The 19,622-nt window shown below is 57.5% G+C and carries 19 protein-coding genes and 1 tRNA gene; 12 read left to right on the top strand and 8 right to left on the bottom strand.

Annotated features, from left to right (window positions below):
* The first annotated feature begins 84 nt into the window (after positions 1-84).
* The 3 genes from AACL53_RS02975 to AACL53_RS02965 all read left to right on the top strand — a co-directional run bounded on the left by AACL53_RS02975 (position 85) and on the right by AACL53_RS02965 (position 2,020).
* The gene (locus AACL53_RS02975; protein ID WP_339082325.1) at positions 85-918 is read left to right on the top strand and encodes an IclR family transcriptional regulator; all 834 of its coding nucleotides are present in this window, start codon (positions 85-87) and stop codon (positions 916-918) included.
* Between the two features lie 500 nt (positions 919-1,418).
* Positions 1,419-1,667: a tyrosine-type recombinase/integrase gene (locus AACL53_RS02970; RefSeq protein WP_339082323.1), complete on the top strand. Its 249-nt coding sequence runs from the start codon at positions 1,419-1,421 to the stop codon at positions 1,665-1,667.
* 279 nt (positions 1,668-1,946) lie between these two features.
* Positions 1,947-2,020: transfer RNA gene (locus AACL53_RS02965), tRNA-Gly, on the top strand.
* Between the two features lie 155 nt (positions 2,021-2,175).
* Here AACL53_RS02965 and AACL53_RS02960 read toward each other — a convergent pair.
* The 7 genes from AACL53_RS02960 to AACL53_RS02930 form a co-directional block, all read right to left on the bottom strand.
* Positions 2,176-3,672 (bottom strand): NAD(P)/FAD-dependent oxidoreductase, encoded by a 1,497-nt coding sequence (locus AACL53_RS02960; protein ID WP_339082321.1) that lies wholly within the window; start codon positions 3,670-3,672, stop codon positions 2,176-2,178.
* A 31-nt stretch (positions 3,673-3,703) separates the two neighbouring features.
* Positions 3,704-5,035 carry a glutamine synthetase family protein gene (locus tag AACL53_RS02955; RefSeq protein WP_339082320.1) on the bottom strand — a complete coding sequence of 444 codons (1,332 nt, stop codon included), beginning with the start codon at positions 5,033-5,035 and terminating at the stop codon, positions 3,704-3,706.
* A complete protein-coding gene (locus AACL53_RS02950) occupies positions 5,036-5,830 on the bottom strand; it encodes an ABC transporter permease (RefSeq protein WP_339082319.1) in 795 nt (264 codons plus the stop codon).
* An 8-nt stretch (positions 5,831-5,838) separates the two neighbouring features.
* Positions 5,839-6,750 (bottom strand): ABC transporter permease, encoded by a 912-nt coding sequence (locus tag AACL53_RS02945; RefSeq protein WP_339082317.1) that lies wholly within the window; start codon positions 6,748-6,750, stop codon positions 5,839-5,841.
* 1 nt (position 6,751) lies between these two features.
* Entirely contained in the window at positions 6,752-7,840 is a 1,089-nt protein-coding gene (locus AACL53_RS02940; RefSeq protein WP_339082315.1) for an ABC transporter ATP-binding protein, read from the bottom strand.
* Positions 7,841-7,922: 82 nt separating this feature from the next.
* Positions 7,923-8,981: an ABC transporter substrate-binding protein gene (locus tag AACL53_RS02935; protein ID WP_339082313.1), complete on the bottom strand. Its 1,059-nt coding sequence runs from the start codon at positions 8,979-8,981 to the stop codon at positions 7,923-7,925.
* Complete coding sequence (locus AACL53_RS02930; protein ID WP_339082311.1) at positions 8,971-9,732, bottom strand: GntR family transcriptional regulator; 762 nt, start codon at positions 9,730-9,732, stop codon at positions 8,971-8,973. The genes AACL53_RS02935 and AACL53_RS02930 overlap by 11 nt, the downstream gene beginning before the upstream one ends.
* A 328-nt stretch (positions 9,733-10,060) precedes the next feature.
* Between AACL53_RS02930 and AACL53_RS02925 the strand changes: the two genes are divergently transcribed.
* Together AACL53_RS02925 and AACL53_RS02920 are read left to right on the top strand one after the other, a co-directional pair.
* Positions 10,061-11,173: an alpha/beta hydrolase gene (locus AACL53_RS02925; protein ID WP_339082309.1), complete on the top strand. Its 1,113-nt coding sequence runs from the start codon at positions 10,061-10,063 to the stop codon at positions 11,171-11,173.
* Entirely contained in the window at positions 11,170-12,360 is a 1,191-nt protein-coding gene (locus tag AACL53_RS02920) for an iron-containing alcohol dehydrogenase (RefSeq protein ID WP_339082307.1), read from the top strand. The genes AACL53_RS02925 and AACL53_RS02920 overlap by 4 nt, the downstream gene beginning before the upstream one ends.
* Positions 12,361-12,577: 217 nt before the next feature.
* Here AACL53_RS02920 and AACL53_RS02915 read toward each other — a convergent pair whose 3' ends face one another.
* Positions 12,578-12,937 carry an SPW repeat protein gene (locus AACL53_RS02915; RefSeq protein WP_339082305.1) on the bottom strand — a complete coding sequence of 120 codons (360 nt, stop codon included), beginning with the start codon at positions 12,935-12,937 and terminating at the stop codon, positions 12,578-12,580.
* 345 nt (positions 12,938-13,282) lie between these two features.
* Between AACL53_RS02915 and AACL53_RS02910 the strand changes: the two genes are divergently transcribed.
* From AACL53_RS02910 to AACL53_RS02880, 7 genes are all read left to right on the top strand, one after another.
* Positions 13,283-14,113: a cytidylate kinase family protein gene (locus AACL53_RS02910; RefSeq protein ID WP_339082303.1), complete on the top strand. Its 831-nt coding sequence runs from the start codon at positions 13,283-13,285 to the stop codon at positions 14,111-14,113.
* A gap of 62 nt (positions 14,114-14,175) precedes the next feature.
* Positions 14,176-14,886: an SDR family NAD(P)-dependent oxidoreductase gene (locus AACL53_RS02905; RefSeq protein ID WP_339082300.1), complete on the top strand. Its 711-nt coding sequence runs from the start codon at positions 14,176-14,178 to the stop codon at positions 14,884-14,886.
* A 71-nt stretch (positions 14,887-14,957) separates the two neighbouring features.
* Entirely contained in the window at positions 14,958-15,392 is a 435-nt protein-coding gene (locus AACL53_RS02900) for a CBS domain-containing protein (protein WP_339082298.1), read from the top strand.
* A 632-nt stretch (positions 15,393-16,024) separates the two neighbouring features.
* The gene (locus tag AACL53_RS02895; protein ID WP_339082296.1) at positions 16,025-16,324 is read left to right on the top strand and encodes a hypothetical protein; all 300 of its coding nucleotides are present in this window, start codon (positions 16,025-16,027) and stop codon (positions 16,322-16,324) included.
* A gap of 117 nt (positions 16,325-16,441) precedes the next feature.
* Entirely contained in the window at positions 16,442-17,011 is a 570-nt protein-coding gene (locus AACL53_RS02890; RefSeq protein WP_339082294.1) for an HdeD family acid-resistance protein, read from the top strand.
* A 69-nt stretch (positions 17,012-17,080) separates the two neighbouring features.
* The gene (locus tag AACL53_RS02885; protein WP_339082292.1) at positions 17,081-18,133 is read left to right on the top strand and encodes a patatin-like phospholipase family protein; all 1,053 of its coding nucleotides are present in this window, start codon (positions 17,081-17,083) and stop codon (positions 18,131-18,133) included.
* Between the two features lie 4 nt (positions 18,134-18,137).
* Positions 18,138-19,589: a GntP family permease gene (locus AACL53_RS02880; RefSeq protein ID WP_339082290.1), complete on the top strand. Its 1,452-nt coding sequence runs from the start codon at positions 18,138-18,140 to the stop codon at positions 19,587-19,589.
* Positions 19,590-19,622: the final 33 nt, after the last annotated feature.

The following is a 19,622-nucleotide window of genomic DNA, read 5'->3' as shown; positions in this document are numbered from 1 at the left end:
CGAAAACGTTAGCATCTCGCGTGCAGTTGTCAATCAACGATCATTGGAAGAAGATGCGGCCGTCGAAAAATGGAGAGAGAATTTTTGAAACGCCCGTCCGACGAGCAGAGGCAGGTGCCCCTTGAACGATATTTCAGCATCCTCGAAATTTTATGCGGGTCCGCCGACGGCTTGAGTCTCGGTGAGGTGGCAGTCCTGCTCGGCCTGCCCAAGCAATCCGCTCACCGCCTGCTCGCGAATTTGCTAGCCGCCAACCTGGTAGAGACCAAGGGTGGCCGAAAGCAGTCATATGGCATCTCTCCTCGAATTCAGAGGCTTGCGGTCCTCTCGACGAGCGACGAGCTTGTTGAAACCCTGACACGCAACATCTTGAAACGCTGCTGCGAGGAAGTTTCCGAAACGACTTATTTGGCGAGGCTCAGAGGAACGACGATTCAATCGGTGGCAATGGAATCGCCCGATACGCCATGGCGAGGCTTCGTCCTCCCGGGAAAGGAGCTTCAGCCCCACGCTACGGCATCCGGAAAGGCGATCATGGCGTTTCAGCCCGAAGAAATCGTCGAACGCGTTCTCGCCGGCCGATTGCCCAAATTGACGGCGAAGACGTTGACGACCAAAGCTGCTTTAAAGGCCGACTATCGGCTGGTCCGCCAACGGGGATTTGCAACATGCATCAGCGAAGTCGACGAGAATCTTGCGGCGGTCGCGGTCCCCATCCACATCCCTTCGGTGGGAGTGAATTTCAGCCTGGGACTTGTTGGTCCTCTCCAAAGCATAAGCCGCCTAATCAAAAGCGACGTACATGTGCGCATGGCGGCGCACGCTAATTCGATCGCTCTGGCGCTTTCTATGAATCAAAGCCGCGCTGCACGAACAGAAGCCACGGGCGCATCCGCTTTGGGTCAGCAGACGACTTGAGCGCATTCACTTCCCGATTGACCGAGTCTTGAGCTTGAGGCGATTGGACACGCGATGTCATGATGCGCATGTCCTAACGGGCTTCACCGTGGACTTGTGAGCGAATGGCTATTCGAACGTCTTCAGCTCGAAGTCTTCGAGGTTGGACAGGAGCACTGCGGGTGCGGATCCCGGCATCCCAAGTTGCCGCCGTCACCGTGAAAACGATGCCTACAACTTCGACTTATCCGACGTACACTCAAGGTGGCACTTTGGGCAACTGACTTTCTCTACTTCCCAGAAGTCGCTCTTCACCCCGCCCAGGTCCATTTCTTCCAGTTTCTTCGCTGCGATTCAGACACTAACCGGTTCGTCGCTGAAATGCAGCTATCGGCTCTCCCCTCGGCCTCCTGGAAGCGCGTCTTACACGCTCACGAGCCAATTCACAGAAGGTTGTGAAATCCCCAATGGTGTGCCCAATATTTGCAAAAATGGTGCCCTGCCCTGCCAATCAAGCCCGATTGCAAAGGGACCCGGCCGCCTGCGCAAAGGCCGGGATCGAGGACTTCCACCCACACGACTTCCGCCACACGTTCGGCTCTCGGCTGGCGCGGGCGACGAAGAACATCAAGCTCGTCCAGAAGGCGATCGATCACTCAAACATCAAGTCGACGCTGCGCTACGTCTCCGTCCAACAGGAAGAGATCGTCGAAGCCCGTGGCCGCGTCCAGACGGCCAGAGCCCCCTTGCGGCTCGTCGCCGCCGAGTGATGCGCTCAAAGCGGTCGGAAGGATCAGGGACTCGGAGCAATCTGGGGCCTTTTTGTTGGTCGGGCGCAGGTTTGCACCGCGAACGTGCACCCTAATTGCACCGAACGGGCTCCGGGTGCCCCTACTCGTCCGCCCGACCACCTTGTTCTTGGCCGGCTCCCTCGCATTCTGCGTAGCACGCTTTTGCGCGCACCTTGTTTTTTATTGGCTTTTATGTTCTTTTCGGAGTACGGGAAAACCCTGTGATTTCAGGCCGAAAGCAAAGTGAAATCAGGCTTTGCGGGCGTAGTTCAATGGTAGAACGGCAGCTTCCCAAGCTGCATACGAGGGTTCGATTCCCTTCGCCCGCTCCAAGGATTTATATGGCTTAGCTCGATCGTTGCTGCCATTCAGACTTTTGAGCGGTTTTGTTCGCCGCGACTTATCCCCGACGTTGGCGTGCTGCGCTTAATCTCTGCTCGGTGTGCTTCACGTATAGACGCGCAATGTTGGAGCAGAATGCCTTGGTTCAAGAAAAATGAAACACTTCGTCTGAGAAGCTGATCTGGGGGAACCGGATGCACTCGGCGAAATAATCCTGGGTATGCTGCCATTCCGGTTTGTTGAGCCGCTTCGGCATCAAGTGCATGTCGCGCATAAGGTAGCCGGGGTTGAAGTTCTGATCATCGATCCATGGCAAAGCCGGCTCACCCAGATCTTCATCCCGCAGCTCGACGGTCACCATTTCTCGCCCGATGAGCCGCATGTGCTTCAGAAGCCGGCACACAAAGTCGGCGATCAACTCCACTCTCAGCGTCCAACTCGAACGGAAATAGCCAAACACCCAAACCAGGTTGGGAACGCCGGTGAACATCATGCCATGATACGTGACCGTATCGGAGAGCCTCAAAGGCGTGCCGTCCTTTGAGAACGCAATGTCCCCCAAAACGCAAAGGCTAAAGCCCGTTGCCGTGACGATGATGTCGGCTTCGAGCGTTTTGCCGGATTGCAATCGCACACCCTCCGGCGTGAACCGATCGATGATGTCGGTGACGATCGACGCCTTCCCCGCGCGGAAAGGCTGGAAAAAATCGCCCTCGGGTATGAAAGCGACCCGTTGCTGCCAGGGACGATAAGTCGGCGTGAAGTGTGTCGCCACGTCCGCATCGGGCCCAAGGTTGGCTTCGACCGCTGCGATCATTTCTTTCGCAACGACATCAGGTTCGTTTTGAGCGCGCAGAAGTCTCCCCTCCTGCTCCTTCAGCAGCTTTTTCCGGATGATCGCGTGGATCCAATTCTCGTCGATTTCCAGCGCGCGCAGTTGATCCGCCAGCGCGTCCGCGTTGGTCCCGGGATTGAAATACGTTGGCGACCTTTGCAGCATCGTCACGTGCGCTGCCTTCTCGGCAAGCGCCGGTATCAGCGTCGCTGCGGTAGCGCCGGAGCCGATCACCAGAATGTTCTTACCGGTGTAGTCGATGTCGGATGGCCATGTTTGCGGGTGGACAATCTGGCCTTTGAAGTCGTCCATCCCCGGCCAATCCGGCGTATAGCCCTCCTCGTGCCGGTAGTACCCCTGACACATCCAAAGGAAGTTGGTCGCAAATGCAAGATTTTCACCCGTTCGCTCGTTGCGAACAACCAAGTCCCAACGCTTGCCTGTGCTATCCCAATTCGCCGAAATCACGCGGTGACGATACCGGATATGGCGCTCGAGATCGTCCTCTTGAACGACGGCATTTAGATAGGTGAGGATTCTCTCGCCAGTAGCGATTGGTGACTCCACCCACGGCTTAAAGCTGTATCCAAAAGTGTACAGATCGCTGTCCGAACGCACGCCCGGATAGCGATGCGTATGCCAAGTTCCCCCAAACGTCTCCTGCGTCTCAAGAAGAACGTAGGATAATTCTGGGCAGTCCCTCTTGAGCTGGTGGGCGCTGCCGATGCCGGAAATGCCGGCGCCGACGATGATGACGTCGAAATACTGAACATCATCCGCATGCCCCTTCTGGGTCATCGTCTCCATTGGCATTTCGCTTTCTTGTGTGAAGATCGGGTCAGACGGTTTCCATGTACCGGCGCCGCTCGAGGTCCGTCACGGTTCGCTCGAATACGCCCAGCTCGAAATCGGCGATGCGGAGAGCGTTGTCGACGACCTCAGGTGAAAGCACCTCTCGAATTCCCTTGTCCGATGCGGCACATCGGACGGCCGCTGAGAGGGTCGCGGGCACCTTGTCCACGTTTTCGTCGTATGCATTCCCGCTAGACGGCGGCGGAGGGATCAGGCCAAGGCGAATGCCGCGCAATCCCGACCCAAGCGCAATCGACAACCCGTAATAGGGATTGACGTCCGCACCCGCCATACGGACTTCGAGCCTCGTGCTTCGCGGCGTTGCGTTTATCGCGCGAAAGCCGGTCGTGCGATTGTCGACAGCCCAGTTTCGCGTCGTCCCTGCGAACGTCATCGATTGCAGACGCTTGTAGGAATTCACGTTCGGCGCATAAAAAATCATCGAGGGCGCGAAAACATCAATGTTGCCGGCCACGAAGTTCTTGAACGTGTCGCTGAGACGGAGCGGCTTATCCGCGTCGAAAAATACGGGCTCCTTGCTGACGGTCTTTTGGAGGCTCATGTGGATATGGCCCGAGCATCCCGACAAGTCTTCGCGAAACTTTGCCATGAACGTCGCCATGGCCCCTGCCTGAGACGCAAGCTGCTTCGTCGCCAGCTTGAGCATGACCGAGGCGTCGGCCATTTTCACCGGATCGGAGTGATGAAGGTTCACCTCGAACTGTCCTTGCCCCCATTCGGGCAAGCATCCTTCGATTTCGTTCGGAAAGCACTCGCGTAGCTTGCCGATTATCGGCTCCCAGTAATGGCCTTCGAGAATTGAATAGCAGTGAATATCCCGAGAGGCAGGTTCGATATCAGACCATCGGCCTTTGCGGACTTCCGCCATTGAAATCGGCAGCAAGTAGAACTCGAGTTCAAGGCTGGCGCTGGAACTGAAGCCCATCGCCTTGGCTTCAGCTACCTTGCGCTTGAGCATGGAACGCGGACAAAGCGGATGGGGAGATCCTTCGGGCGTTGCCCAGTCCATGAAGACGATTGCGGTATTCGCCTCCCATGGCGCGACGCGGAACGTCGAAAGATCGATCATGCCTTTGACGTCTGGGATACCGGTGTCAAAGAGCCCTGGCAGCACTTCGTCCATCGTTGTCGTTCCCAAAAGAAACGATGCAAAGTGCAATCCATCCTCAATGGCGTGATAAAAATAGGGAACCGTCAATCGTTTACCGCGCAGAACGCCCGCCGCGTCGGTCGCCGCGATGATGACCGTGTTGATCTTTTCGCTCGCTATCAGTTCGCGGACATCTTGGATGTTCATTCAGGCCTCCCGTTCATTCGCTTGCCCACGCGAAGAATACATTCCGGCAACGATCAAGATGATCGATAGAAAGACAATGAGCGTGGCGACGGCATTTACTTCCGGAGTCACCTCGCGACGCAGGAGAGACCACAATGTCATCGGGAGGGTATTGTCTCGTCCTGTGAGCAGGAACGTCACGGCGATTTCGTCGAAGGAAATCGAGAACGCGATCAACATCGCGCCAAACAATGCCGAGCGGATGCCCGGGAAAGTTACGTTCTTGAAGACCTCCCAGTCGTTCGCACCAAGATTTGCAGCAGCTTCCGCTTGGCTTTTGCCCAGCTGCTGAAGTCGCGCGAATACCTCTGTGATCGTAACGCACATCAGCGCCGTGCCCTGGCCGAGCATGATCGTGTACAATGAAAGGCGCAGGTGGATCGTGAGATAAAATCCGAGAAGCGCGATGCCCGTGATGATGCCGGGAAGAACGATCGGCAACATTACGATGCGTCGGAACACGCCCTTCCCCGGGAACTCGTATCGATCGAGTGCGACAGCCGCCGGCAAGCCGAAAAGAACACTGATGGCAACGACGCCGAGGCCGACATAAATGCTGTTCCAGATGGACATCAGCATTTGTTCGTCCCGAAAGAGTTCTCCGTACCAACGGAGCGTGAATCCGTTGAACGGCAATCCGGTATACTGGCTGTCGTTGAACGAGAAGACCATCATCACCAAGATCGGCGCGTACAGAAATGCGAGCACCGACATGGCCAAGGCGGTCACGAGTGAACGATTGCCGAAGGCTCGCATGAGATCTCTCAAAACCGAGTTTGTGTTTTTTCCTCCAGCCATCCCGACGCCGAGATGAGCAGGAGGCCGAGCGTAATGATCACCAAGCCGATTGCGGCAGCCAACGGCCAGTCAAAAGCCACGCCGAGAAGATTGATGACCACGTTGGAAATCATGACGGAGTCTGGCCCGCCGACCAGAACCGGGGCGACGAAATCGCCGAACGCCAGCGAGAAGGTGATGATCGCTCCCGCCACGACACCGGGAACACTGATCGGCAGGATTATCCGCCTGAAGATCATCCAGCCGTCCGCACCGAGATTGCGGGCGGCTTCGATCAATGATGTCGGCACCCTCTCGAGCTGTGCGTAGATCGACAGAACCGCGAACGGCGTGAAGATGTACGTTAGCGTCATGTCCACGCTGAATTCGTTGTAGAGGAACAAACGCACGGGCTCGTGCACAAGGCCGAGATTCTGCATCCCGACATTGAGGATGCCGCCCGACCCGAGTATCGTTTTCCAGGCGTACGCCTTGACGAGATAACTGGCCCACCATGGAACGATCACGAGAAGATAGATGAGGAACTTCAGCCGCTCCGTACGAACGTGGAAAGCCAGATAGAAGGCCAGTGGATAGGCGACGATCGAGGAAAAGACGGCCGTCATCAAACCGATCCGAGCCGATTTGATGATGACACTGAGGTAGGGATCCACCGTGAAAACGCGCTCGAAATTGTCGAGTGACAATCCGGGAATAAACCGCATGTCATCCACATGCCCAAGGCTCGTGTAGAGCAGCGTGGCGTATGGGATCAGCATGAAGACCGTGAACCATGCCAACGGTGGCAGCAACCAAAGAAAGAGCCGACGCCGTTCAATCGCACGGGCGCTGCGGATGCTGGTTCTCTCGAGCTCGATAGGCTGTTCAATCGCCGTCATCTCAATGCACCACAACGTGGGCTTTGGCTGGATTCACCTTCAGCGCTACGGCTGAGCCATGCACGACCGGCGGCAGATCGGTGCGAGCATGGACGTGAACGACGCCCGAGTTACCGTTCAATGCGACGACATACTCGACATATTCGCCACGATAGAGGCTATCGACGACCGTTCCACCGATCGTATCGGCGGCGGCATCCGCGAATGCGAGATCTTCGGCACGAAGCATGAGACCGACAGCGCTTCCGGATGCCGCCTCGGCTTTCCCACGCAATCCGACACGATCGCCGTTGCGAAGACGGACCGTCACGGAGTCCGGCTGTTGACTCTCGATCGTCGCGTCGACGATGTGCGCGTGCCCGATAAAGGACGCAACATAGCGATTGGCCGGGCGATCATAGATCTCCCGTGGAGTGCCAAATTGCATGACCTTTCCTTGCGACATCACCGCGATGGCATCGCTCATCGCCATCGCTTCGTCCTGGTCGTGCGTGACATAGATGAATGTTTTGTTCAGTTCGCGATGCAGGCGAATGAGCTCGAGCTGCATAATCTTGCGCAAGTTGGCATCAAGCGATCCAAGCGGCTCGTCGAACAGAACAACTTTTGGATCGGTGACGAGCGCGCGTGCCAACGAAACCCGCTGCTTCTGGCCGCCAGAGAGCTGATGGGGCTTCTTGTGTGCATGGTCTTGGAGATGCACGAGATCAAGAAACTCAGCGACCCGCTGATGAATCTGCGCTTCCGTATACTTGCCCCTCTTGCTTTTTACGCGCAGGCCGAACGCGACGTTGTCCTGGATCGTCATGTTCGGGAACAGCGCGAAATCCTGAAACACCATGCGCATATCGCGGTCGGTGACCGGCTGATCCGTGATGTCCTGGCCGTCTCGAAAAATTTGGCCTGACGTCGGCATCTCAAGGCCGGCAATCATTCGCAATGTCGTCGTCTTCCCGCATCCGGAGGGTCCGAGAAGAGTGACGAACTTGCCGGCCCCGATTGTCATGTCGACGCCGTCGACCGCCCAAGAAGCGTGCCCGTGACCCTCAAAGAGTTTGCGAAGATTTCGAAGTTCAATTCCAACAGTCATCGCACCCAAAGGTCCTATCTCTCAGTGGCTTGGAATAACGGGCACGCCTCTCGCGGCGCTAACGTCCTTTGACGATCAACAACTACTTGTTCGCCGCCTTCACTTGGTTCCAAATTTCGAGGTACTTTGCTCGGCGCTTCACCGGCTGCCACCAATCAATGTTGGTAAGCGTTGCGGGGTCGGTCATACCCAGTTCGGTATAGGCCGCTCTGGTTTTCTCATCGAGCTCATCGACCATTTTGGTATTGGGATAGCCAAAGCCCGTGACCTTGTGCGCCAGAGCTTGCGCTTTCGCCGACGACACGTAATCGAGGAACGGATAGACGCAGGGATTGTTTTCGGCTCCCTTGACGATCATCCAGCTATCGCTCCAGCCTCCCCGGCCCTCTTTCGGCATGAGATCGGCGACCTTCTTGCCGTCGGTCCGCAGCTGAACGATCGTGGACTCCCACGAATTTCCGCCGACCGCTTCGCCGGTGGCCATCAAGGTCCCCATCTCGCCGGTGGTGAACCAGTATTTGCGGATGTTCGGTTTCATCGCGATGAGCTTGGCCTTGACTTGCTCGAGCTGCTCGTCGCTCAGATCGTACGTGTTTTTGAATCCGAGATAACGCGAAGCCGTGTAGACAGTCTCGATATCGTCCCAAACAGAAAGCTTGCCTACGTATTTCGAGTCCCAGAGGAAGCCGAGCGTATCCGTCTTCGGATCGACGAAAGCAGGGTCTGCGATGACGCGGATAACGCCCCATCCGTAAGGAACTCCCCAAAGCTTCCCGTCCTTCACATCCCACGCCGGCCGCTGAAACTGTGGGAGAAAGTTCGCCAGGTTTGGAACTTTGCTTTCATCGATCGGCGACACGGCATCGGCGCTCACCAGCCTCATGGTCGTGTCGTTGGATGGCGAGATGAGATCGGCGGTTCCTCCACCGCTCATGATCTTCGATACGATCTCATCGTTTGTGCCGACATAGACCGCATTCACTTTACAGCCGGACAGGGCTTCAAAGGGCTCGACGAAGCTTTTGTCCGCATACCCTTCCCAACAGAGAACAGTTAGCTGTCCCCCGGCCATCACAGAGCTGGAGAATGCAAAACTTCCAACAACCGCGGCCGTAACCAGACGGTGTAATCTACGCGTCACGCAGTCCATTACTCTCCTCCTTCGTCAGCAGTTGAATGGGAATTTCGCCAATTCGGCTCACCGTGTTGACACGGAATTTGTTCATGATGGCGTCGTAGGCTTCCGAGATGTGACGCGCGATCTCGGTGTCCAGGGCGCGAGCGTCACGTCGCCGGATCGCTTCGATAATCGGACCATGAGATCGCGCCGTCGCGGCCTGCGCCTTGACGTCGTTGGTGTTGGTCATGAACCAGAGGCGGTACGTGAGGCCCGAAAGATTGTAGAGCGCCTGGGTCAGAAAAGGATTGCCGCAGTCCTGATAGACCCGGACATGAAATGCAAAATCGAGATGAAGAAGGCCTTCGACATCGCCTTCCCGCGTAAGCGCCGGCACGCTGTCGAAGGTGTGCGACAGATCGCTGATCTGCTTGCTGGACGCCGATTCAAGCCAAAGCCGCCACGCGAGCCTCTCCAAATGAAGCCTCAATGTGTAGAGGTTGTTGACTTCCGAAACCTCGACGGGCGCAACCTCGATCACCTGGTTGCGCGGGAAGAGAACGAGCCTTTCACCCGCGAGGCGAAGCAACGCTTCGCGCAGCGGTGTGCGGCCGTAGCCGATTTTTTCAGTAAGGAGACGATCGTTGATCACCGAGCCGGGCTGAAGCTCGCAACGAAGGATCATCGCGCGAACTGCATGATAAGCCTGTGTGGCTTGCGTCTCTCGCTCGCCCTCGGCCTGGGGCAGTCGAAACGGCTCTCTCTTTTTGGGCACAAAAACCCTCGATCGCGAAATCCAAGATCGCGGCAGTAAGGCCTCTCAAGAATATATTGTCAATATTTTTTAGCAGGAACTTCGCTCGAATTTCTGGCGCTGCACTGCATCAAGAACTATCGCATTTACAGACATAACTTGCGAATTGACGACACCAATATACTACTAATATACCTGAACGGCCGGAAGTGATCGCCTGATCGCGTTCGTGCGATCGTCGGTTCCGAGAAGCTGAAATGACCCTTCGATTGTTGAAGAAGATGCACGCACAAAGGCTCCGTGTGATCGGCTTGCCTGACCGATCGCTCAGATCTTGAGGCGCAAAAGCATGGCGGTCTCAGGTGAAGCCGACAGCGTTCTCGCCGACGATGCGGATGGCTGGAATCGAAAAAGTTGGAAAATGCTGCGGTGCGGATTCCAAGCAGCGCTGCCGATGGTCTCCTATTTTTTCCGGTTCACATCGCTTGCCCGCCAGATGCGGGGAATAGATCCGCGAGCCGGTATCCATGCCTGGATTATGAAGCGCTTCGCCAGGTCGAGCGGGGACACAGTCGAGGACCGCAGGAAGCCGGCTTTCCTGTCGCTATCCTTGCTGGAAGGACCTGCATCGAGACAAACCTCAGTCTCAGATCTTGAGATCGATGATCCGGTTACGGCGCTTCCCGCCCGTCTTTACCGGCCGAAGGGCGAGCGTAGAGATCGAAAGCCGGTGTTGATCTATCTCCACTTTGGCGGCTGTGTGCTGGGCGATCTCGAAACTTGCCATACCGCATGCAGCATTCTCGCGGAGCACAGCGGTTGCCTCGTGTTGTCCGTTGGATATCGGTTGGCTCCCGAACATCCCTTTCCGGCGGCAGTGGAAGACGTTTTGACCGCGTTCCGCTGGGTTCGATCAACGGCTGATCGCATCGGCGCGGACGCGGACCGCGTTGCGATCGGTGGCGATTCCGCGGGCGCATACCTTGCCATCGCGGCATCGCTTTGCTTGCGCGATCAATGCCAGCCCATGCCCTGCATGCAACTGCTCATCTATCCGGTGGTTGATATGGACCGGCGCGCGATGCCGGTCACTCCTTACGATCGCAATTACCCCTTATCCCGTGAAGACATGATTTGGTTCGCGGACCAATATACCCGCGCTCCAACAGATGCCGACGATCCTAGGTGCTCGGTCAACCGAGCTACAAGCCTCGCAAATTTGCCCCCAGCGATAATGGTCCACGCGGGCAACGATTTGCTGCGTCCTGAAGGCATTGCGTTCGCGCAGCGTCTCGCGCGGGAAGGCAATCCGGTCAAGACGCTCGACTATCCGTCGCTGCCACACGCCTTCACTGCGATGTCGGGCGGAGTGCCGCGCGCGCGTGAAGCGCTGATCGAAATTGCCAAAGCCATTTCTGCAAATATGCAAACAACCGCACACGAAAGAAGGATCGAGAGATGACAATTGCGTCTGCGAACTGGAGCTACCCCACCAAGGTTTGGTTCGGTCCTGGTCGAATTGGCGAACTGGCTTCGGCGTGTAAGGAGATTGGCATCTCCCGGCCGTTGTTCGTCACCGACCCAGGCATCACAAACCTTCCCATGGTGCACTCGGCCTTGGCCTCCTTGCAGGACGCCGGGATCGCGGCCCGCGTCTTCGATGCACTGCAGGGTAATCCGACCTCGGTCAATCTCGCGGATGGCGTGACGGCCTATCGCCAGGGAGGACACGATGGCGTCATTGCTTTTGGCGGTGGAAGCGCCCTCGACGTGGGCAAAACAGTTGCCCTCATGATAGGCCAATCGAGGCCGGTATGGGACTTCGAAGATATTGGCGATAACTGGCGGCGCGCCTCCGCGGATGCTATCGCGCCCATCATTGCGATCCCGACAACGGCGGGAACCGGCTCGGAAGTCGGACGCGCCACCGTCATCAGCGACGCCGACAACCACGTTAAAAAAATTATTTTTCACCCTGCGATGCTGCCTCGCATCGCAATCCTCGATCCCGAGCTGACCGTGGGCCTGCCACCTTCATTGACCGCCGGAACGGGCATGGACGCCCTATCACATGCGATCGAAGCGTTTTGCGCACCGAGTTATCATCCGATGGCCGATGCGATCGCGATGGAAGCCGTGCGCCTGGTGAAGGACTATTTGCCCCGCGCGGTTCGCGCTGGAGATGACATCGAGGCTCGCGGTCAGATGATGTCGGCGGCAACGATGGGCGCAACTGCGTTCCAGAAAGGCCTAGGCGCCGTCCACTCCGTCAGCCATCCCATCGGCGCGATTTACGGCGTGCATCACGGACTGACTAACGGCGTGGTGATGCCCTATGTTCTCGCATTCAATGCGCCAGCCATTGGTGAGAAAATGCAGCGGCTAGCCGCTTATCTCGGTTTGTCAGTAGGCAAATCAGGGAGTGCGGCCGTGCGAGCCATCAACGACTGGATACTCGAATTGAGATCAGAAATAGGTATCCCCGCGACGATCGCCGATCTGGGTGTCGAGAAGGAGAAATTTGGAGATATCGCAAGGCTCGCGGTCGTTGACCCGACGGCTGGCACAAATCCAATTCCACTAACTGAAGAAAACGTTCGAGAGCTTCTCGGTGAAATGCACTCAGGGACAGTCCGAAAGGTTGCATGAGCCGCGAACGATAAGCAGCATGATCCTCAACAAACCGATCCGGGAACAATCAAGAATTGAGGCCCGGATTTTCGCGCGTGAGTGCCGCCCCGCAAGGCGCGAGATCAGGAGGTCATCGATCCTTCAACCGAAGAATCCTGCACCGTAATTTCGCTAGGAGGCCAACACGACGCGAACGATGCCGTCAGCGCCGCAAATTCGGCATTTCCCAAAATGCTCAGGCGCTCATATGGCCTGATGTGTGCTCGTTCGCCGACCACAGCGCGAGCACGACGGCGGCGATGCCGATCACCAGGCTAGTACGCGTCGCGACCGCATGGCCACTGAAGTTCAACACCCACGGCGCTACGATCAGCCAGGCGCCCAAGACGGCACTGATCCACTCCTCCCAGACGCGGAAGGCAAACAGAGCCGCCAGAGCCAACAACGTGATGACGGCCCCGACGATGTGTGCATTCAGTGCTGCGTTGCCTTCCGTCGCATAGTTCAGCGCCCAAGGTGAGACGAACAACGCTATTCCGAGCAGGACGTCGACCGAGTCCTGCCAGTCGCTTGTGATGTTTTGTCTTGCATCCATTGCCAACCTCCTCTGGTTGACATCGCGAGTCCCAGCAGGGGGATTCGCGTCTGTGTATTTGAAGTAATTGACCGTCTAGCGCGTTCAAGGACGGGGACGCCGGAATCGGAAAATTGGATCGATCGCGCCCGCGTTACCGCGATGCAATACACCGCCCGAGCCGAGCTTCAGTAACCCTGGCGCGGCACTCCCTCCGAGTTGCGGGGGCGCAAACAACGGCCTAAAATTTTCCGAATGGATCCATTGAGCGGCGAGCGCGAGGTCTAAGTATCTGCATTGTTGCTTGGCGGGCCGTCGGGCCCACAAGCACATCCTCCGGCACGCGATGCCGCAAAGGAGGATACGATGGCTGTCATTGCCATGACGCGCGAAACGGCGACGCGCGGAAGTGAAGTTGCGGCGGGCCTCGCAAATCGATTGGGCCTCGCTATCGTTCACCATGAGATCGTCGAGCATGACATCGCCGACCGAGCCGGCATGCCGGAAACCGAGGTGCATCGATTTCTCGAAGGCGAGACGTCGTTGTTTGAGCGGTGGACGCTCGATCGCAAGCGAATGTCCCGGTATACGGCTCAAGAAATCCTGGAATTGGCGGCGAAGGGAAACGTCCTGATCAGGGGCTGGGGCGCCACTTACCTCCTGAAGTCCGTTCCGCATGTCATATGCGTGCGCATCTGCGCGCCGATGCTATTTCGCGAAAGTGTCCTGATCGAGCGGCTCGGCATTGGGATCGCCGCAAACGCACGGCGAGAAATCGAGCGCAGCGACGCTGCTCACAATCGAACAATACAAAGGCTCTTTGGCGTCGACTGGGAGTATCCGTCGCTCTATGCGATCGTGCTAAATACCGCGCGGGTCCCGGTGGCAGATTGCGTCGAACATATCGTTCGCCTGGCGGAGAGCTCGACATTTCAGGAGACCGCAAGATCCCGCGGCGTGCTGATGGACCAGATCATCTCGCTTCGCGCGCGGACTGCCGTGGAACGACAGTTCGGCGCCAATTCCACTCAAAATTGCTTTGACGTGCATGTTTTCAGCGGCAAGGTGCTGCTCACGGGAGCAACGACGGATGAACAGATGATCGTTGAAGCCGTGCGTTTGCTACAGGGCGTGGAAGGTGTGACATCAGTCGAGAGCAAGGTCGCTCATGTTGCATTCGTTCCGCATGAGGACTGACTGTCAATCTGCACTCCGATCTAGAGACAGAGGGGTAACAGGAGATGGCCATGGCGAGCGGGTTGAACGGCAAGATCGCTCTTGTCACGGGGGTTAGTAAGAGCGGACAGATCGGGGTTGCGGCATGCCAAGCGCTGGCCGAACTTGGCGCGAGTCTCGCAATCTCGGCTCGCAATCGGGCCAATGTCGAGGCACGGGCGGCAGAGCTTCGCTCAAGGGGTGCTCGCGTTCTGGCGCTGGCCGCCGATCTGTCCAACGAGCAAGAAGTGGACGAGGCGATCGATCAGACGATTCGGGAATACGGTCGAATCGATATTCTGGTGAACTTGGCGGGTGGGCTCACGGTTTACAAGCCGGCAGTAGAGCACTCCTTGGCCGACTGGCAGCATGAAATGAGCAACAATCTTTTGTCGTCATTTTTATGCTCGCGCGCCGCCTTTATCCGCATGCGGGATAGTGGGGGTGGAACCATCATCAACTTCGCCCGTGCCGGACTGCCTCAGGCCAATATGGTCGCCTACAATTGCGCCAAAGCGGGCATCGAGGCCCTTACCAGAACGTTCGCACTCGAAGGTCGTGACGTGGGTATCCGAGTCAATGCTGTAGCGCCCGGACTCGTAGATACCGAATCCAACATCGCCGCAATGAAGCCCAAAGACCTCAAGCATTGGGCGAGACGCGATGATGTTGCTCAAGCCGTTGCGTTTCTGGCAAGCGACGCGTCTGCCGGAGTGACAGGGCAAGTCCTAGCAGTCACTGGAGGGGGGATTTGAGCCTCCGTAACGGATGAGGTTTTTAAGATACCCGTGGATGGTTGCCGCAAGATCTCGAGAGGTAACGTAAGATGGCAACCGTAAGAGATGTGCTCGAACAGAAAGGGCGTGAAGTCTATCATATTCATCCAGACGCTTCCGTGCTGACCGCACTCGAGATGATGGCGAAGCATCACATTGGGGCGTTAGTCGTCATCGACGATGGCAATCTCACCGGGATCATCACCGAACGAGACTACGCGCGAAAGATCGTGTTGAAGGGGCGGACCTCTCCCAGAACGCTAGTGCGGGAGATCATGTCGACGACAATCATCTGCACCCGACTCGATCAAACCGTCGAAGAGTGCATGGCGATCATGACAGCGAAGTCTGTTCGCCATCTTCCTGTCCTTGAGCACACGACGCTTGTCGGATTGGTTTCGATAGGCGATTTGGTCAAAAGCGTCATTGCAGATCAAAAGTACATTATCGAGCAGCTCGAACATTACATCAAAGGCGACCGCTGAGCATACCGGCCGTCTCCGCTGTAGCGCTGGCCGCCCTAGATTGTGGGAGATCCGAGATGCAAATCGAAGAAACAAAAGGCCGCTTTGGGTTCCACTTTTCTGCAGGCGATGACGACGCCCGTCCGACATCGGCTTTTGTCTAAATCTATGTGAAATCCAGCGCCCTTAGCCGAGTGGCTGATCTACCCATTTCTCCGCATTTGATGACAGCAATAGAGATTGATCGTTTTGTCGACAATGCGATCCTGGCTCTAGAAGCCGTCCGGAACGACGCGAAAAGTGCGCTGGCGACGGCCCGCCCGTGACGGATACGAGGGCTCGAATCCCTTCCCCGCTCCAGCACTCGGATATTCGTCAAGCCAATCGGCCTCAGGGGCTGCACCCCGTTGAAGGCGAATGCTCAGCAGCAGCGATCGCGGACAGTACCAATCGGAAAAGGCTCTGCGCTGCGGAGGTGATGAATCCCGGCACTTCTCAACTGCGCCGTAAACCGCAAAATCCCTTCTAAGTTGGCGATTCCCGGATTAACGCTATTAGCCATTAAAAAATTATTCTTCACGACGGATAACGCATCGTCTCTATACTGGGGAATAGACGGGGGACACTTGGAGAAATAACCAAGGAGTCCAAAGATGAAATATATTCTTGCGACTGCAGCTGCCACGCTTCTCATGGGCGCGGCGACTATTCCCGCAACAGCTGAAGATACTCCCGCCGCAGCCGGCTCATCTCATACCATGGGCGACAGCGGCAAGCTTCCGGCGAGCGGCGCCGTCAGCGACCGCGTTCCGGATATGGGCGCCGGTACAGGCTCGAGCACCGGCACGGATGGCACCGCCCACAGAATGGGTGACGACGGGAAACTCCCGGCGACGAACTCCATGAGCAACGAGGTGCCTAAAATGACCTCGCCAAACGCTACCGATAAGTAACGAATTCCAAGCTCATCCTCGTCATCGCGATTGTGATCGGCGCCTCGTCCCAAACGAGGAGGCCGATTACAGGCCATCGTTTCAACAGCCATTTTTTCGAAGTTCGGGAGGTTCGTCATGACAGCCAGACCAATGCTTGAGACGCGTTCGGAAGCGGCAGATCCCAGTTGGTGGGGCGCTATTCTCGTCGGCGCCATCTTCATTTTTGCCGGCCTCTTCGTTCTCGGCGATGTCGTTGCGGCGACCGTTATCAGCGCCTTTCTCATCGGCATCCTGCTCGCCGTCGCGGGAGTAGCCGAGGTGTTTCAGGCCTTCTCCGCGCAGCATTGGCGCGGCTTTGCCTTCAGGATTCTCGTCGGTTTGCTGTACGTGATCTGCGGGTTGATGCTCATAACTGACCCTGCTCGAGCTTCCGTCATCCTCACGCTTGTCTTCGCAGTATCGCTGATCGCCTCCGGCTTCGTACGCATCTTCCAAGCCTTTCAGTACTGGGAGTGGTTCGGATCGCTTCTGCTCATCTCCGGCATCGTCGGCATCGTTGCGGGTCTTGTCATACTCGCGCAATGGCCAGTGAGCGGCTTGTGGGTTCTGGGTCTTCTGGTCGGTATCGATCTCATGCTCCACGGCGTGTGGTGGATCTCGCTCGGTGGCCGCTTGCGGCAGGAAAGAAATTCTGTCCCGGCATAACGCCGTCGCCAGTTGTTTCTTGCGGTCCGGCAGGCGGGCGACGAGTTTTTGGGTCCAACGTGAGCGACGATGGCGACTAAAAATTCTAACGCTCGCCGGAAAACCGGCCGAGAGTCCTGCTCGATCGACCTCGCCTTGCAGGGCGGCGGATCCCACGGTGCGTTTACCTGGGGAGTCCTGGATCGCCTGCTTGAGGAAAGCTGGCTGAATATCGACGGCATTTCCGGTACCTCTGCCGGCGCCATGAATGCCGCCGTTCTCGTCGATGGCCACGCAGAAGGTGGCGCCGCGGGAGCGCGCGCCGCGTTGGAAAAATATTGGCGCAACGTATCGCACGCGGCGTTGCTCAGCCCCTTTCAGCGAACGCCTCTCGATGTGATGCTCGGACGTTGGACGCTCGACACCTCCCCGGCTTTTGTTGCGATGGATCTGATGTCTCGCGTGTTCTCACCGTACGACTTGAACCCGTCAGGATCGAATCCGCTTCACGATATCCTGCTCCAAAACATTGATTTCAATCGGCTGGCGCAGGCGCATATCAAGCTGTTCGTCACCGCGACCAATGTGCGAACCGGTAAGGGCCGCGTGTTTCGAAACGCCGATATCTCTCCTGAAGTCCTCCTCGCGTCCGCTTGCCTGCCGACGCTGTTCCAGGCCGTCGATATCAATGGCGAAAGCTATTGGGACGGCGGCTATTCCGGCAACCCGACGATCACGCCTCTCGTCCGCGAATGCACGTCCAAAGATACGATCCTTATTCAGATCAATCCGATCGAACGTCCTGAAATACCCCAATCCGCGCGCGATATTCTCAACCGGCTCAACGAGGTTTCGTTCAATTCCGTTCTGATGAAGGAATTGCGCATGATTGCAATTTTACGGCAGGTGGCCAATACGGGCGACTGCGAGGGCGCACTTTGGGCCGGTATGCGCATTCATCGCATATCAAGTGAGGCGATGGTCGCGCTCGGCTATTCCTCCAAGCTCAACGCCGAGTGGCAGTTTCTGTGCATGCTGCGCGATGAAGGGCGCCGCGCGGCGGAAGCATTTCTAGAGACGGACGGAAAAAACTTAGGCCAACGGTCCTCTTTCGACCTCGACACTCTTCTCGAAGGAGTATGACGCTGTGGGTCTTCTCGGCATCCTGATCGGCCTGGGCCTGCTCGTTTTTTTTGCCTTCCGTGGCTGGACCGTACTCTTGCTGGCGCCCGCAGCCGCCCTCATTGCTGCTGCATTCGCGAGAGAACCGCTGCTCGCCAACTGGACGCAAACCTTCATGGGGAGCGCGGCGCAATTCCTGGCGCAGTTCTTCCCGATTTTTCTGCTGGGCGCGCTCTTCGGCAAGCTGATGGAAGACAGCGGCTCGGTCGCTGCCATTTCCGGCTTCATGACAAAGAAGCTCGGAGCGAAGCGCGCGATACTCGCTGTTGTCCTGGCCGGCGCGATCGTTACCTACGGGGGCGTCAGCCTTTTCGTAGCGTTCTTCGTACTGGCGCCGATGGCCCGAGCGTTGTTTGATGACGCTGGAATTCCGCTTCGGCTCATGCCCGCGGCGATCGTCCTCGGCACCTCGACTTTCACCATGTCCGCGTTGCCGGGAACACCCGCGATCCAGAACGCGATCCCGATGCCGTTCTTCGGCACCACACCGTTCGCCGCTCCCGGCCTTGGCATCATTGCGTCCGCCATCATGCTCGGCTTTGGCCTGTGGTGGCTCCGTCGCGCCGAAACCGCAGCACGCCGCGCCGATGAAAGCGGCGGCGCTCCGGGCGCGGACGTCGATGCGGCAGTGACTAATGAACGTGTGCGCGAACTCGCAACGACCGCTCGAGAATTCGATCCGGCCGAAATCCATCGGGGCCATCGCAGCGAAGCTTTGCCGCCTATTGCCCTGGCAGCGCTGCCTTTGATCGTGGTCGTGAGCGTCAATTTTCTAATGTCGATGTTGGTCCTGCCGCGCTTGAACGCCGCTTTCTTGGCGGATCCCCGGTGGGGTTCGACATCTCTTTCAGCCGTTGGCGGTGTGTGGGCCGTGGTCGTCGCGCTCTTCACCGCGATTTTGACGCTCGTCTTGATCAACCGGAAACGACTGCCGGCCCTTCGCGAGAGCGTGGACGCCGGAGCCAACGCGTCCGTCTTGCCGGCTTTCAGCGTCGCAAGCCTTGTGGGCTTTGGCGCGGTCGTGGCGGCGCTGCCAGCCTTTGCGATCGTACGAGACTGGGTTCTATCGATCGGTGGCGGTCCGCTCGTCTCCCTCGCCGTCGCCACCAACATTCTTTCCGCATTGACCGGATCGGCGTCGGGCGGCTTGACGATTGCGCTCGATGCGCTCGGCCCGACCTATATGGCTCTCGCCGCACAACACGGGATTGATCCGGCGCTTCTGCACCGCGTCGCCGTGATAGGCTCAGGAACACTCGACAGCCTGCCGCACAACGGCGCGGTCGTATCGCTTCTCGCCGTCTGCGGAACGACGCATCGCGAAAGCTATTTTGACATCGTCATGGTCGCAATCGTCGGCGCAATCATTGCCTTGGCTGCAGTGATTGTTCTGGGTTCGGCGTTTGGAACATTCTGATGGGCTCCTCGTCACCCGCCAACCAGCCGATCC

This window comes from Hyphomicrobium sp. ghe19, assembly GCF_902712875.1.
Taxonomy (GTDB): domain Bacteria; phylum Pseudomonadota; class Alphaproteobacteria; order Rhizobiales; family Hyphomicrobiaceae; genus Hyphomicrobium_B.
Note: the sequence above shows the minus strand (reverse complement) of the source record. Positions and strands in the feature narration are given on the sequence as shown.

Coding starts and splice junctions, on each gene's coding strand:
- AACL53_RS02960 (WP_339082321.1), bottom strand. CDS start 3,672: ATGGAGACGATGACCCAGAAGGGGCATGCGGATGATGTTCAGTATTTC.
- AACL53_RS02955 (WP_339082320.1), bottom strand. CDS start 5,035: ATGAACATCCAAGATGTCCGCGAACTGATAGCGAGCGAAAAGATCAAC.
- AACL53_RS02950 (WP_339082319.1), bottom strand. CDS start 5,830: ATGCGAGCCTTCGGCAATCGTTCACTCGTGACCGCCTTGGCCATGTCG.
- AACL53_RS02945 (WP_339082317.1), bottom strand. CDS start 6,750: ATGACGGCGATTGAACAGCCTATCGAGCTCGAGAGAACCAGCATCCGC.
- AACL53_RS02940 (WP_339082315.1), bottom strand. CDS start 7,840: ATGACTGTTGGAATTGAACTTCGAAATCTTCGCAAACTCTTTGAGGGT.
- AACL53_RS02925 (WP_339082309.1), top strand. CDS start 10,061: ATGGCGGTCTCAGGTGAAGCCGACAGCGTTCTCGCCGACGATGCGGAT.
- AACL53_RS02920 (WP_339082307.1), top strand. CDS start 11,170: ATGACAATTGCGTCTGCGAACTGGAGCTACCCCACCAAGGTTTGGTTC.
- AACL53_RS02915 (WP_339082305.1), bottom strand. CDS start 12,937: ATGGATGCAAGACAAAACATCACAAGCGACTGGCAGGACTCGGTCGAC.
- AACL53_RS02910 (WP_339082303.1), top strand. CDS start 13,283: ATGGCTGTCATTGCCATGACGCGCGAAACGGCGACGCGCGGAAGTGAA.
- AACL53_RS02900 (WP_339082298.1), top strand. CDS start 14,958: ATGGCAACCGTAAGAGATGTGCTCGAACAGAAAGGGCGTGAAGTCTAT.
- AACL53_RS02895 (WP_339082296.1), top strand. CDS start 16,025: ATGAAATATATTCTTGCGACTGCAGCTGCCACGCTTCTCATGGGCGCG.
- AACL53_RS02890 (WP_339082294.1), top strand. CDS start 16,442: ATGACAGCCAGACCAATGCTTGAGACGCGTTCGGAAGCGGCAGATCCC.
- AACL53_RS02885 (WP_339082292.1), top strand. CDS start 17,081: ATGGCGACTAAAAATTCTAACGCTCGCCGGAAAACCGGCCGAGAGTCC.